This is a genomic window from Bifidobacterium sp. UTCIF-39 (assembly GCF_006408715.1).
Lineage (GTDB): Bacteria > Actinomycetota > Actinomycetes > Actinomycetales > Bifidobacteriaceae > Galliscardovia > Galliscardovia tissieri.
The window spans coordinates 1-13,931 of sequence record NZ_JEOG01000009.1; the positions used below are offsets into that span (position 1 = coordinate 1).

The 13,931-nt window shown below is 60.6% G+C and carries 11 protein-coding genes; 6 read left to right on the forward strand and 5 right to left on the reverse strand.

The window, feature by feature from the left end:
• Positions 1 to 751: 751 nt before the first annotated feature.
• The 3 genes from EP30_RS05660 (at position 752) to EP30_RS05670 (ending at position 4,499) form a co-directional block, all read left to right on the forward strand.
• Positions 752 to 1,642: an ATP-binding cassette domain-containing protein gene (locus EP30_RS05660; RefSeq protein WP_140556889.1), complete on the forward strand. Its 891-nt coding sequence runs from the start codon at positions 752 to 754 to the stop codon at positions 1,640 to 1,642.
• A gap of 574 nt (positions 1,643 to 2,216) precedes the next feature.
• The gene (locus EP30_RS05665) at positions 2,217 to 3,047 is read left to right on the forward strand and encodes an MFS transporter (RefSeq protein WP_140556892.1); all 831 of its coding nucleotides are present in this window, start codon (positions 2,217 to 2,219) and stop codon (positions 3,045 to 3,047) included.
• Between the two features lie 273 nt (positions 3,048 to 3,320).
• The gene (locus EP30_RS05670) at positions 3,321 to 4,499 is read left to right on the forward strand and encodes an ATP-binding protein (RefSeq protein WP_140556895.1); all 1,179 of its coding nucleotides are present in this window, start codon (positions 3,321 to 3,323) and stop codon (positions 4,497 to 4,499) included.
• Between the two features lie 89 nt (positions 4,500 to 4,588).
• Here the strand turns inward: EP30_RS05670 and EP30_RS05675 are convergent, their stop codons facing one another.
• Together EP30_RS05675 and EP30_RS05680 are read right to left on the reverse strand one after the other, a co-directional pair.
• Positions 4,589 to 5,599: an NADP-dependent oxidoreductase gene (locus tag EP30_RS05675; RefSeq protein WP_140556898.1), complete on the reverse strand. Its 1,011-nt coding sequence runs from the start codon at positions 5,597 to 5,599 to the stop codon at positions 4,589 to 4,591.
• A 92-nt stretch (positions 5,600 to 5,691) separates the two neighbouring features.
• Positions 5,692 to 7,473 (reverse strand): SDR family NAD(P)-dependent oxidoreductase, encoded by a 1,782-nt coding sequence (locus EP30_RS05680; protein ID WP_219846794.1) that lies wholly within the window; start codon positions 7,471 to 7,473, stop codon positions 5,692 to 5,694.
• Positions 7,474 to 7,599: 126 nt separating this feature from the next.
• Here EP30_RS05680 and EP30_RS05685 point away from each other — a divergent pair, with 126 nt between their 5' ends.
• From EP30_RS05685 to EP30_RS05695, 3 genes are all read left to right on the forward strand, one after another.
• A complete protein-coding gene (locus tag EP30_RS05685; RefSeq protein ID WP_094664686.1) occupies positions 7,600 to 7,953 on the forward strand; it encodes a helix-turn-helix domain-containing protein in 354 nt (117 codons plus the stop codon).
• 272 nt (positions 7,954 to 8,225) lie between these two features.
• The gene (gene ettA / locus EP30_RS05690) at positions 8,226 to 9,905 is read left to right on the forward strand and encodes an energy-dependent translational throttle protein EttA (protein ID WP_140556901.1); all 1,680 of its coding nucleotides are present in this window, start codon (positions 8,226 to 8,228) and stop codon (positions 9,903 to 9,905) included.
• A gap of 303 nt (positions 9,906 to 10,208) precedes the next feature.
• A complete protein-coding gene (locus tag EP30_RS05695) occupies positions 10,209 to 11,141 on the forward strand; it encodes an acyl-CoA thioesterase II (RefSeq protein WP_140556903.1) in 933 nt (310 codons plus the stop codon).
• 165 nt (positions 11,142 to 11,306) lie between these two features.
• On the opposite strand, the gene EP30_RS05700 is transcribed toward EP30_RS05695, so the two are convergent.
• From EP30_RS05700 to folK, 3 genes are all read right to left on the reverse strand, one after another.
• A complete protein-coding gene (locus tag EP30_RS05700; RefSeq protein ID WP_140556905.1) occupies positions 11,307 to 12,191 on the reverse strand; it encodes a hypothetical protein in 885 nt (294 codons plus the stop codon).
• 71 nt (positions 12,192 to 12,262) lie between these two features.
• On the reverse strand, positions 12,263 to 12,859 hold the full coding sequence (locus EP30_RS05705) for a DUF3180 domain-containing protein (protein WP_140556908.1): 597 nt from the start codon (positions 12,857 to 12,859) through the stop codon (positions 12,263 to 12,265).
• A 42-nt stretch (positions 12,860 to 12,901) separates the two neighbouring features.
• Positions 12,902 to 13,918 carry a 2-amino-4-hydroxy-6-hydroxymethyldihydropteridine diphosphokinase gene (folK, locus tag EP30_RS05710; protein WP_140556910.1) on the reverse strand — a complete coding sequence of 339 codons (1,017 nt, stop codon included), beginning with the start codon at positions 13,916 to 13,918 and terminating at the stop codon, positions 12,902 to 12,904.
• Positions 13,919 to 13,931: the final 13 nt, after the last annotated feature.

Genomic DNA, 13,931 nt, shown 5'->3' on the forward strand with positions numbered 1-13,931 from the left:
AGGCACAACATCCAGCGAACCAGACGCTGCCATGCCGGGCAACAGAAAGCTAATGTACAGGAATGTCCGAGCTATCGCAAATCGGGCATGATGAAGCGGAACGAAACCGTTGAAAACACAAGCTTCGCTCGGCGTGTCGCAAACCGCTTACAAAACACGTCTACAACAAGTTTATCGAGGAATATTACGAAAAATGCCGCACCTATCCCCCGTACACCAACCTTTCCGCTCTCTGACATAGCGCATTCACCCTCAGTTCAGGCAGACAAAACGGCATTCGCGCATTCAGGGCACCGACCATCCCGTCATCGACGCAACACAATGTGTACGATCGTACACATTTGATGTATGATGATGACGACGGTTGGTTCCCGTCACCGATATCAATCGGTCACGCGACGACAGACTTGTCATCCGTTTCTCTCAACGTCGCCGCGTGGCCGTTCTTCGACGACTATCGCCCATCACCATCACCCATCACCGCAGTCACGAGGGCAAGGCAATCTCACCGACACAAATACCCTCAACGCACTCGGCCGATCTTGGCCTATGCTGTTCCTGTCGCCGCTTTGACGCCACACGGCCCATCGGAAACAGTGCATCCACGGCAATAATTCCGATGCGATGAGGGAACGATCAACGACGACGAACCGCAAACACCGGCGCAACCGCAGTCAACGCCATCGTCGTCTGCGTTGTCATCAACGACGAAACGCCATGTTGTCATCAAAGGCCAAGGAAAGGAACAACGATGAGCTCCGACGCCCGCACGGAACAGGAGTATGCAGTCCACGCGGAATCACTGGGGTTCTACCGGCAGCAGAGGCTCATTCTCGCCGATGTGAACCTCGACATTCCCCGCGGTCAGCGCTGGGTGCTGTTCGGACCGAACGGCATCGGCAAATCCACGCTCGTCTCCATGATGGCCATGCGCATGTTCCCCAACGTCGGACACATGACGGTGCTGGGTTCGCGGACCGTGGGTGGTTCCGATATTCAGCGGCATCGTCGTCGCATAGCACTCGCCTCGGCATCGTTCGGCAGGGAGATCAGCCCGATCGAGGATCCACTCAACGTGGTGATGGACATCATGCGCGGACAGTTCGGCAACACGTGGAGAGATCATACCCAGGACGAGATCGATCGTGCCATGGACATCATGGAACGGTTCGGCATCGACTATCTGGCCGGCAAGCAGATGACACGCCTGTCCGAAGGCGAGCGAACGCGCGTACTGATCTGCCGGGCGTTGCTCGCCGACGCCGATCTGCTGATTCTCGACGAGCCGACGACCGGACTCGACCTGGGTGGTCGAGAGCTCATCATGCGCGAACTCGGGAAAGTAGGCACCGCGGACGACGATCGCACGATCGTGATCGTGACGCATCAGCTGGAGGAGATTCCGGACGGATTCGATCACATCGCTCTAATGGGCCGAATCGATCGCGCGCGTTACGACGACTATTGCGAGCGCCACCCGCAGATCTATTCCACGTTGGAGGGCAATCCGCTGCCCGGCTCGGTGATCTTCACCGGAGCCCTTGAGGACGGATTGACATCGGAACGACTTGGCGCATTGTTTGGCCTGGATCTTGACGTACATCGCGTGGGTACGCGTTGGACGGCGTTGAGAAGGAGATGAGATAGGACCGGTAACGGTTCAATTCGAGGTCGGTGTCGATTCCACGTTGTTCTCGATGCTGACCGTCGATTTCAGCGAAACGCCACAATGCAAAAACGGAAACCTGTTTCCTGTCCTCCCCTTCTCGGGAATCTCCGCACGATTCCCATACACTTCCCGATGCTCTTTATGACGTTCCTCATACAGAGCGCAGCTACCGAATCCGCGCTGATTCACGGATGTCTCCGGTTTCGCGCCCCGTAGAGCGAAACCGCTGCTCGTAATAATGGACCAGCGGCAGAAACAGTTCATCCACGACGGCGACGATGTCGTCATCCGCGAGCGGTTGCATGTTGCGGATGATGGCGGAACGTCCCAGATCTCCTGGCATGTGCATCAGACTGTCCGGCAGTTCGCAGGATGCCCCCCCCCCGTTCGCGGGCGTTGTCCACGGCCATGGCGATGCTCGGACGTTCACTCAATACCGTACGCCTATACAGTTCATGACTGTCGGCATCAAGCCAGCTTGCACCGATGCTGAATTTGGCCAGAATCATCACCGCATCCGATTGCCGCGCCGTCCGCATGGATTCCAATGCTCACCGGAGCCGCCCTGATCGTGGGATTCGTGGCCTGGGACCACCACGCCAGCAATCCACTGATGAAGCTGTCCTTGATGCGCAACCCATCGTTCGCGGCCAATGTGCCCGCGCTGCTCATGCTGAACTTCTCCATGTATGGCATCATCTTCATCATGTCCGCCTATCTGGAGACGGTGACGAGCCACGGCGCGTTCGTCGGAGGCCTGCTACTCATGCCGCTGGTGGTGGCCTCCATCGTCGGCTCCCTGTGCAACGGCCAAGCCACATCCTGGATCGGATACCGCGGAGCATCACTCCTATCCCTGATCATGCTGGCGGCCGGCATGGCCGCGATGGGTGGCGGAGCCTTCCTAGGTGACACCGTCGTGGGCTGGATCCTCCTGATCACCGGTCAGGCAGTGGCAGGACTAGGCCTTAGCGCAGGCCAGCCGGCCATGCTCACCTGGGCGATGTCCACCATGCCCGCCGAGCACAGCGGCTCCGGATCCAGCCTGCTCACCGTGTTCCACCAGTTCGGCTCGATCATCGGCGTGGGAATCTTCGGCAGTATCTCGGGAGGCATGTACGCCACGCGATTCCAGTCCGACGCGAGCGCAGCCGCGGCCGGCACGAACCCGGGCCACCTCACCTCGGCCGGGTCGGTCAATCTCGATTTCCAACAGGCGCAGCGGCTCACGGGGCAGGCCGCAGAGACGCTGAGAACCGTGGCCGCCAAGGCCTACGAATCCTCGATGCTCGCCAGCTTCCTCATCGCCGCGCTCGTCATCGCGATCACAACCACCGCCGTAGCGGCGATCTCGCGCAAGCACAACCTACACGACTGACCGTGGCGGCATCACCGCATGAGCCGCATGACATCTTATCCACGATTCGCCTGGCGCCGCCAATCTGTCCGATGCCCGCTGCGATACGGCGCGAGCGCGCACTTCGTCAAACCGCGCCATAAGCCGTCCCATCGGACGTCCTGCAGAGACGCAGCAAACACTAAAGCAGACTTTTGGCATCGACTACAGCAATGTTATGGTATTATATAGAGCAATGTTATGGTAAAAAGTAAAGCAAAGTTCTGGTCGCAGATTGTAGGCAAGGAGCCACCCATGATTCCAAGACTGCTCACCGAGCAGGCGCAGCGCTCCGCCACTTGGTTTCCGATCGTCTCCGTAACCGGCCCACGTCAAAGCGGGAAGTCAACGCTCGTCGAAAACGCTTTCGCGGATTATACATATCTCAATCTGGAAGATCTCGAACTGCGCAACCAAGCAAACGTCGACCCGATCAGCTTCGTCAGGAATCGTTCCACACATCTGATCATCGACGAGGCGCAATACGCACCGGACCTGTTCTCCGTGCTACAGGTGGTTTCCGACGAGACGAAACAACCCGGCCAATTCATCCTGTCAGGCTCGCAAAACTTCCTTCTGCTCAAGCAAATCAAGCAATCGCTGGCCGGCAGGGTCGGCGTGTTGAAACTGCTGCCGCTTTCGTATGCGGAAGCGCTCACAGCACACCCCGAGCTCACAATCGAGGAGTTCATCCTCGACGGCGGCTACCCTCATCTGCATGCCGCACACATACCGCGCAGCATCTTCTTCGAAAGCTATCTCAACAGCTATATCGAACGCGACGTCACCGACTATCTCGACGTACGCAATCTCACCACGTTCCGCACGTTTCTCCGCCTCTGCGCCCAGCACGTCGGAGGACTGATCAAAGCCACCTCCCTCGCCAATGAGCTCGGCGCCACCTACCGCACTGTCAAATCATGGATGTCGATCCTCGAATCAAGCTACATCACGTTCAGCCTGCCGCCATATTTCGGCAATCTGAACAAACGGCTGACCAAAACGCCGAAGCTATACTTCCACGACACCGGCCTGCTCTGTTACCTGCTGCGCATCGAAACCGTACAGGACCTTCAGGAACATCCGCTCTTTGGGGAAATTATCGAGAACCTCGTAATATCAGAAACCGTCAAGAGATACTACAACGCGTTGAAAACCCCCGAATTGTACTTCTACCGCGACGACAGCAAAATCGAGGTAGATCTCATCGACTGCACGCATTCCCAAACCAAGCCGGAACTCATCGAGATCAAATCCGGGCGCATGTACCATGACAGGTTCGCAAGGCATCTACGATCGGTTGGCACATTGCTGAACGTTCCGGAAACAAACCGCACGGTTGCCATGCGAATCGACAGCCCATACATCGATCACGGCATCAACGTATGCCCCATCCGCAATCTGCTGCTGCGAGGGGAACCTCCCGTCGCATGATTCACGGTTCCTCCGTTTCGCTGATTCGCCGCGCGCCGCCGAAACACGGCGCGCGGCGAATCAACAGCGTCTTCCGACGTCAAGAAACATCATATCCGGATGACGACCTTGCCGGCGGGATGTCCGTCGTTCACCAGCCGCAGGGCATCGCGCACGTCGTCCAAACGGAACTCGTTCGGGTCGATGGTCGGCGCGCCGCCCTGCCGGATGATGTCCGCGACCTTACGCAGCTGTTCGCCGTTGGCCTGGACCATCATGAATCGGTAGGTCACGTCCTTCGCACGCGCCTTGCGATCGTACGACGCGCTGAACAGGGAGAACATCAGCCGCTTGGCGCCCGTTATGCCGGCCCGCTCGGTGAATGCCTTGTTCGGCATGCCGCGCAGGCTCACCAGCACTCCGCCGGGCCTCATGACGGACAGTTCGTGGTCGAACTCGGCCGGACCGATCGCGTCGATCACGTGATCGACCTCGAGACCGGCCTCCCAGTAATGCTCCCTGCGGTAGTCGAGGTACCGGTCGGCGCCGAGGGCGAAGATCTCCTCGCGGGACCGCGCATTGCCGGTGACGATGACCGTCAGATTCCGCGCCTTGGCGAGTGGGACCAGCATGCGTCCGAGTCCGCCCGACCCGCCGGGAATGAGCACGCTCTGGCCTGACTTGGCGCCGAGCTCGTCAAGCGCCTGCCATGCGGTCAGTCCGGAGAGCGGAATGGCGGCCGCCTCGGCGAAATCGAAGCCGTACGGCAACGGCGCCACCGCGTCGGCCGGTGCGACGGCGAATTCGGCGAACGAGCCAATGCGGTCGAACGGCAGTCGCGCCATCACCCGGTCACCGGGATGGAAATCCCGAACCGCCGAGCCGATCCGTTCCACCATGCCCGCGCATTCGTTGCCCAAAGTGAGCGGCATGGCGTAATCCTGGACCATCTTGATGCTGCCGGTGATGGTGAGGATGTCCAGCGGGTTGACGCCGGCGGCCTTCACCCGGATGCGCACATCGTGCTCTCCGACCGACGGCGTGCCGATCTCGTTGACCGAAATGTTGTCGATGGCCTTGCCGGCATCCTTGAGATACCTGTTGACCTGTGCGGCTTTCATGGTTGTTCCCTTCGTTGTATGTCCTTATGTTCCGTGCTGCGTTATTGTCGATGGCCGACGGCTGCCGGCCATCGACGGGATGTCATTTGCGTCTATTCGGTCCTCAGCGCGATGACAGGATCCTGCTTGGCGGCCTTGCGGGCGGGCAGGAAGCCGCCGATCAGGGTGATGAGCACGCTGATGGCCACGAGGACGATCGCGTACGGGATCGGCAGTCCCACGGAGAGCGTGCCGGCGCCGAGCAGGTTCGAGACCACCATGTTGGCCGGGATGGTCAGCAGCGCGGTCACGCCCACGCCCAGCAGGCCGGAGGCGAGGCCGACGATGATCGTCTCCGCGTTGAACACCTGCGAGACGTTGCGCTTGGATGCGCCGAGCGCGCGCAGGATGCCGATCTCCTTGGTGCGTTCGAGCACGGAGATGCGCGTGATGATGCCGATCATGATGCACGAGACCACCAGCGAGACCGCGACGAACGCGATGAGCACATACGAGATCACGTTGACGATCGTGGTAATCGAGCTGGTCATCAGGGCCACGTAGTCGGTGTAGGTAATGCGGTGGTCCTCGTCCTTGCCATCGTTGTATGCCTTGATGGCGTCGGAGACCGCCTCCTTGTCGTCGAAGCTGTCGGTGTAGATGCTGATCGATGACGGGGCGTCGGTGTTGACCTTACCGAACGCGGCGAGGTTGTCGTCGGCGGTCCTGCCGTCCGCGAACACCTGGCCGGTGAGCACGTCCGTGTCCGGCTTGGACTCCTGCGCCTTGACGATCGCGCTGTCGTCGGCGCGGTCGATCATCCAGTCGGTGAGTTCGGGCGTGTAGGCGACGGCCGTGACGATGTTCGCGCCCTTCGCATCCTCCATGGGGCGGATCACGCCGCTGATCTTCAGCGTCCTGCCGTTGGTGCGCAGCGCATCCCAATTGGCGTCGCCATCCGCAAGGTAGGTGAAGGTGCCATCGCCGTCGTCCTTGTACCGGTCGGAGGCGGTCGTCAGCGTGAACTCACGTCCGACGAGATCGCCGTAGTCCCAATCCATGGCCGGCGCGTCCCCGCCGTCCTCGATCGCCTTGGCGGCGTCCTTGTACTGGTCGGCGGTGATCAGGCCGAGCTGATACATCGTTCCGGCAGACAGCGAGTTGTTCCGGTCAAGCACGAGCACCACGTCATCGGCGCTCTTCGGCCACGATCCGGAGAGCATGTCGTAGCTGTCGAGCGTGGCCTTGCTGATGCCCTTGCCGTCGGCGCCGGGAGTGAGCTGGGAGAAGTTCGGCGCGGTGGGTTTGGCCGGCGTCTGGGACATGGACTCACCGCCTGCGCCGGACTGCTTCTGCCGCTCCGCGAACGCCACGCCCAGCAGATCGTTGAGCCGGCTGCTCTGGAACTGCGCCTTGCCGCTGCCGCCGTTGCCCTGATGCTCCACCGCGTTCCAGTCGACGTCGCCCTTCATGCCGGGCGCGGCGATGTTGAGGATGACCGGCGACGGCGACTTCTCCAGCAGGTCGGTCAGACCGTAGCTCAGGATGTAGCGGCTCACGTACATGAGGGCGAACAGGAACTCGAATCCCTCGCCCGTGACCTTGGTTTCCTTCGCCTGCCTGAGCGATGCAGCCGCGAGGACGATGGAGTCCAATGAATCGTGCTTGGCTCTGACCTCCTTGATGACGCGGCGGTTCTCGCTCACGAGGCTCAGGTCGGCGCGGATGTAGGTGGCTCGCTTCTTGGCGCCCATTGCGGCGGCCTCGGCAAGGAACCGATCGCCCTTGCCCTGCGAATGCCCCACGACGACCACGGAGTCGCCGCGCCTGAGGTAATGCATGGCCAGACCCCTGCCCATGCCGTCCGTGCCGCCTGTGATGAGGATCGTCTTCATGTTCACTCCCGGATGATGAGGTATTGATGAATTCCAGTTGATAGCTTTACTTTATCAAGTAACTGGATAAAGTAAAGTAGAGAAAGATAGTATAGTAACTTGCAGAAAGTAAAGCTGGAGGATGCGATGAAGATAACCGAGGACGCGGTATGCGTCGAATCACTGCGCAATGTGATGGGCGTTTTCGGCGGGAAATGGCCTTTTCTCATCATGGGTGAGCTTCACGAGGGCCCCAAACGGTTCAACGATCTGAACAAGGAACTGAAGATCAACACGAAGTCCCTGTCCGATACGCTGAAACGTCTTGAAGCCGAGGGCGTAATCTCCCGTACCGTCTCGGACACCACGCCGGTCACCGTGGAATACGCGCTGACGGACAAGGGACGCGACTTCGAAACCGTCTTCCACGCCATGCGCGACTGGTGCGTCAAGTGGCAGTACTCCGGGGAGACGTCGCACACCGCGCACACCGCCCGCTGATTGCACGACCGCAGTCGCCCAATCCGGCCACCCAATGACAGCGCGGAACGTTTGGTCCGTTTCAGCCCATTTTCGAGCCCAAAAACGAACCAAATGTTCCGCGCTGTGAGTTCCCAGCTGCGAGTGTTACCATTCCAGCCTTTCCGTTACCATGGTGGGCGGTGGTTTGGCATGAAAGCGATCGCTATGCGGACAGACGCCGCACCGGGCGACCGGCATGCGCAAACCGACGGAACGGCGAAATTGCAATCTTTATTAAGGAGTAACTGCAAGTGGCAGAGTTCATCTTCCAAATGATCAACGCTCGCAAGGCATACGGCGACCGTGTGATTCTCGACAACGTGACGCTGAGCTTCCTGCCTGGCGCGAAGATCGGCGTGGTGGGCCCCAACGGCATGGGTAAGTCCACGCTGCTCAAGATCATGGCCGGAATCGATACCGTGTCGAACGGCGAGGCGACCCTGACCCCGGGCTACACGGTGGGCATTCTACAGCAGGAGCCTCCGCTGGACGACGACAAGACCGTGGGCGAGAACATCAAGATGGCGTTTGGCGAGATCGCCGCCAAGGTCGCCCGATTCAACGAGATCGGCGAGGAGATGGCGAATCCGGACGCTGACTTCGACGCGCTGATGGAGGAGATGGGCAAGCTGCAGACCGAGATCGATGCGGCCGATGGCTGGGATCTCGACTCGCAGCTCGAGCAGGCCATGGACGCCCTGCAGTGCCCCGACCCCGACACCCCGGTGTCCGTGTGCTCCGGTGGCGAGCGCCGTCGTGTGGCACTGTGCAAGCTGCTGCTTGAAGCTCCCGATCTGCTGCTGCTCGACGAGCCCACCAACCATCTGGACGCCGAGTCGATCCTGTGGCTGGAGCAGTTCCTGCACCAGTACAAGGGTGCCGTGATCGCCGTCACCCACGATCGTTACTTCATGGACAACGTGGCCGAGTGGATCTGCGAGGTGGACCGCGGTCAGCTCTACCCGTACAAGGGCAACTACTCCACATATCTGGAGACCAAGGCCAAGCGTATGGAGATCCAGGGTGCCAAGGACGCCAAGCTGGCCAAGCGACTCAAGAACGAGCTCGAATGGGTCCGTTCCTCGCCGAAGGCCCGTCAGGCCAAGAACAAGGCCCGTCTGGAGCGGTACGACCAGATGGAGCAGGAGGCACGCAACAACAAGAAGCTCGACTTCTCCGAGATCCAGATCCCGGCCGGCCCGCGTCTGGGTTCGCTGGTGCTCGAGGCCAACCACATCCACAAGGCGTTCGGCGACCGCGTGCTCATCGACGATCTGAGCTTCACCCTACCGCGTAACGGCATCGTCGGCGTGATCGGCCCGAACGGTGTGGGTAAGTCCACACTGTTCAAGACGATCGTCGGCCTTGAGCCGCTGACCAGCGGTGAGCTGAAGATCGGCGATACCGTGAAGATCAGCTACGTGGATCAGAACCGTGCCGGCCTGGATCCGAAGAAGAACCTGTGGGAGGCCGTGTCCGACGGTCTCGACTTCATCGAGGTGGCCGGCGTGGAAGTGCCGACCCGCGCCTACGTGGCCAGCTTCGGCTTCAAGGGCTCCGATCAGCAGAAGCTCACGGGCGTGCTCTCCGGTGGTGAGCGCAACCGTCTGAACCTGGCGCTCACCCTGAAGCAGGGCGGCAACCTACTGCTCCTCGACGAGCCCACCAACGACCTCGACGTCGAAACGCTCGAATCGCTCGAAAACGCATTGCTCGGCTTCCCGGGCTGCGCCGTGGTGATCTCCCACGACCGTTGGTTCCTCGACCGCGTCGCCACGCACATCCTCGCGTGGGAGGGCGACGACGAGAACCCGGCCAAGTGGTACTGGTTCGAGGGCAACTTCCAGGCCTACCAGGAGAACCGTGTGGCCCGTCTCGGCGAGGACGCGGCACGTCCGCATCGCCTGCACCGCAAGCTCACCCGCGTGTGATGCCACGCTGATACGCACAGCATGCGCATACGAAGGGGCGTTCCCTTGGAGAGATCCGGGGGACGCCCCTTCGTCGTCTGTGCAGTCGTCCGTGCGGTCGTTCGTGCGATCATACGGACAACGAAGTCCGAATCAGCCGTCCCGGTGTGTCCGCCCCACCATGAAACCCAATGGACACACCGTCATCTCACGTTCACCTATCTCACGAAGTCGTTACATGACACACCAAAGTTTCTTTACTCACGCCGCATAGACTGCTGTGCAGACATATTGAATCAGCCTATACGTGAAGTGAGGAAAGCTATGCCGGTCAAGGAACAAACGCCACTGGAACATCTGATCAAGGTGCTTCATCTGGGAGAGCCCTCCTCATACCGCAACCACACGTATATCAACGGCGAAAGCCTGTACTTCCCCACAGGCCGCGTCTACGGCGGGCAGGTCGTGGCGCAGTCCGTGGTTGCCGCCGCCCGAACGGTTGATGAGGATCGTCTGCCGCATTCGATTCACGCGTATTTCATCGCGGCCGGCGACATCCATCAGGACGTGCTGTTCGATGTGGAGAATCTTCGCGACGGCCGCTCGTTCTCCGCTCGCCGCGTGAACGCCACACAGGCCGAAGGCCCGATCCTCACCGCCATCGCCAGCTTCCAGAAGCATGGGCAGGACGGCGTGGAGTTCGCCGACCCGATGCCCGAGAACGTGCCGGATCCGGAGACATTGAGTTCGGCCAAGGAGCTCATGGAGCCGTATGCCAGCCAGTCGGAGTTCGCCAACTATTATGCGACCAAGTCCGCGTTCGATATTCGTCACGTGAATTCCACGGTGATGCTTGGCAGCGATAACACGGCGAAGACCCATGACAGCGGACGGCAGATGGTGTGGATGAAGGTGGACGGAAACGCCGATGTTCCGCAGCTGTGCCATCGCGCCATTCTCGCCTGCGGCTGCGATCAGATCATGATGGAACCGATCGTGCGCCGTGCGGGATTGAGTTTCATGACGCCTGGCATTTCATATGCGACGATCGATCATTCGATGTGGTGGTATCGCGACGTGGATGTGAACCAGTGGCATCTGTATGTGCAGGATACGCCGACCGCGGCGCATGGCCGAGGCCTGAGCTATGCGAAGGTGTACTCGCAGGATGGCCGTTTGGTTGCCGCCATGAGTCAGGAGGCCATGGTTCGTGTTCCGGAGTCGGCGACGGCGAAGACCGCGACGGCGGCGAAATAAAAAACGACGACGGCAACCAGCAACACGGTCATCGGATCGGCGATCATGCCCAGATAACCGTGAGGGCTTCGTTCCGATCACATCCGTTCGAGATGTCTGATCGGCACGAAGCCCTCGTTGCTTCACGCGGCTGTTTCATGCGTCGTCTGCGTCACGACTTCTGCGTCACGACTGTTCACGGGGTGCAAGCACGTTCGCCAGATGGCTCATCGTCATCACGGATTCGGCCGGCAGATAGGCGGGATCATCCTCATCCACCGTCGGGTCGGGAATCGTATACACCTGAGCCGGGGTATCGGGGAAGATCACCTCCTGCTCCTTCGACCGTTCGCGAATCCAATCGGCCAAGGTCCGATCGTTGTGGAACACCAGCATATTCGAATCGTCAAGGGCACCGGCGACGTCGGCGTACGTCGGATAGTCAAGGTTCACGGAGATCGCATCGCGGGCACGGGACAGGGTGGGTACCGCGGTCTCGTCAAGTTCCCCCATCAGAGCGCTGAACACCGCGTCGATGCCACGGTATACGGCCACTGGATTCTTCCGCTGGTTGGAGCGCGAGTACACGCTGGAAACGAACCATGCGTCCGGGTCCACGGGCACTCCGCGCATGGGCTGGTTCTTCTTCCAGTTCTTGGTACGGCGTACGTCCACGATCGGCTCGTCGTCGGGTCTTCTGACGTGGACCGCCACATGATTGCTCATCAACGCCCAGAGCGATCGGGCGTCCTTGAACCGCCGTGCGTTGCCGGAACCGTCGGCCGCGGCATGGGCCGCTCGCTGGGCGAGGTTCTTCAGGCTCACCGTCTTGCCGTCGGACGCCGCGGTCTCGATCCGTTCGTCGTCCACGACGGTGGCGTCGTTGCCGTCGAGCAGATCGAGGACGTCGAGGAACAGATTCGGCAGATTCGTATAGTATCGATCGGTCGTCAATGGATACTGTTCGTGCTCGCCATATACATGCACCGGGCGCAGTTCCCCACCATCGCCGGCGACCCACAGGGCGATGTCACGCGTACCCGTGATTATGCGCAATTCATAACGTGTCATGCTTTCCATTGTGTCATACACGTGTACATGCGAGTCGCGGGTACGCCCCAGGCCTTTCCCTGCCGGCCGGCTTACTGACGATCGTCGCCGCCATTCCAATGACGATCATGTTTGCTCCGGGTAGTCGAAGAGACAGCGGTGGCGTTCGTGGAAGTGGCGGCCGGGGTGGCCGGAGCCGCGCCGCGCAAGCGTTCGGTCTCCTTGACCTTGGGATGCTCCGGCCCCTCGCGTGGCGGCAACTGACACCAGTACTCCCCCACGATGCCGATGATCATATCGGCAAGACAGACCACGGCGCTCACTCCGCATTCGATGGCCGCATTGGCATAGTATTCGGCATCGAGATGTGGCAGGCACATGACCAGCTGGCCGCCGTACCATCCGACGAGGGCGGCACCGGCCACGCCCAGGGATTTGGCCAGCACGAGCGTGTTCACGGCCCGGGACATGCTCATTTCCCTGAGATCGCCCTTGATGTACCGGCGCACCTGCCATGCCATCACCAGCACCAGTATGCCCATCAGCGCCAGCAGCACGGGAACGATCCAAGGAGCGCCCGTGAACGTGTATTCGCTATGTTCGGTGAGCTTGACCAGCATCACGCCGGCGAATCCGCCGAGAATCACCGCGATGACGTAATACCACCATGGCGTACGACGTGCCTTCATATGTTGTCTCCCGTCAGTTCGTCCGTGCCGGTGTCCGCTGCGCTATGCTTCCGCAACGGATCCGCCAAGGATCCAACCATCCGAAACCTTGTGCACCTCGTCATGGTCCGGCGTGTTTGCGAGTAGTTCGGTCACACGGCCGCCATGCGGTCCCGCGAGACGGGCATCAGGATCGAGATCGGCCCATGGAGCGAGCACGAATGCCCGCTGCCATGCACGGGGGTGCGGCAGCGTGAGATGCGGGTCGGCGCTGATCTCACCGTCATAGTCCACGATATCGAGGTCGAGCGGACGCGATCCCCAATGCACGTCGTGAGACCGTCCGTGCGCGGATTCGATGGTCTGCAGGGCGGCGAGCAGGGTCTCCTGATCCAGCGTGGTGCTCACCTGAATCACAGCGTTGAGAAAATCGGGTGTTCCCGGTTCCATGCCCCATGCGGCCGTTCGGTACAGCGGGGAGATGCCCGTGAGCTGATTGCCGGGAACGCCGTCGATCGCCACCACGGCGGCTCTCAGCGTCTGTTCCACATCGCCGAGATTGCCACCCATGGCGATCACCGCGGAATGTACTTTTGGCGTGGAAACCTCTGAATCCGAGGACCGGTCGGCTCGGGTGCCGGTCATATCGCCGGTATCGACCGACGCCGATCCAGCCGCGGATGCCGCGATCGAGGCCGCAGTCGGGTTCTCGTCATCGTATCCGTCACGTGCGCGCTCGATCGTCACGCTCACGTCGTCGAACGGCACGGTGATGGGCGCGTTCGGTTTGTGCACGGTGACGATGACGCGACGGATGCGATGCGACAGCAGGATCGAGTCAGCGATCTTCGCAGCCAGACGTTCGATCAGATCGACATGTTCGCCTTCGATGACGTTGACGATGCGCTGAGCGATCTGGCCGTAGTCGACCGTTTCCGTCAGGTCATCGGTACGTCCGGCCTCCGAAAGATCGAGGAACATCGTGGCGTCGACGATGAACGGCTGCGGTTCGGCATGTTCGAAATCGAATACGCCGTGTGCGGCTTCGGCGCGGATGCCGGTGAGACGGATGGAATCCATGGGATCGGTGCCT

Bases quoted from the DNA above. Each gene is read 5' to 3' on its own strand.
- EP30_RS05660 (WP_140556889.1), top strand. From the start codon at position 752: ATGAGCTCCGACGCCCGCACGGAACAGGAGTATGCAGTCCACGCGGAA.
- EP30_RS05665 (WP_140556892.1), top strand. From the start codon at position 2,217: ATGCTCACCGGAGCCGCCCTGATCGTGGGATTCGTGGCCTGGGACCAC.
- EP30_RS05670 (WP_140556895.1), top strand. From the start codon at position 3,321: ATGATTCCAAGACTGCTCACCGAGCAGGCGCAGCGCTCCGCCACTTGG.
- EP30_RS05675 (WP_140556898.1), bottom strand. From the start codon at position 5,599: ATGAAAGCCGCACAGGTCAACAGGTATCTCAAGGATGCCGGCAAGGCC.
- EP30_RS05680 (WP_219846794.1), bottom strand. From the start codon at position 7,473: ATGAAGACGATCCTCATCACAGGCGGCACGGACGGCATGGGCAGGGGT.
- EP30_RS05685 (WP_094664686.1), top strand. From the start codon at position 7,600: ATGAAGATAACCGAGGACGCGGTATGCGTCGAATCACTGCGCAATGTG.
- EP30_RS05695 (WP_140556903.1), top strand. From the start codon at position 10,209: ATGCCGGTCAAGGAACAAACGCCACTGGAACATCTGATCAAGGTGCTT.
- EP30_RS05700 (WP_140556905.1), bottom strand. From the start codon at position 12,191: ATGACACGTTATGAATTGCGCATAATCACGGGTACGCGTGACATCGCC.
- EP30_RS05705 (WP_140556908.1), bottom strand. From the start codon at position 12,859: ATGAAGGCACGTCGTACGCCATGGTGGTATTACGTCATCGCGGTGATT.
- folK (WP_140556910.1), bottom strand. From the start codon at position 13,918: ATGGATTCCATCCGTCTCACCGGCATCCGCGCCGAAGCCGCACACGGC.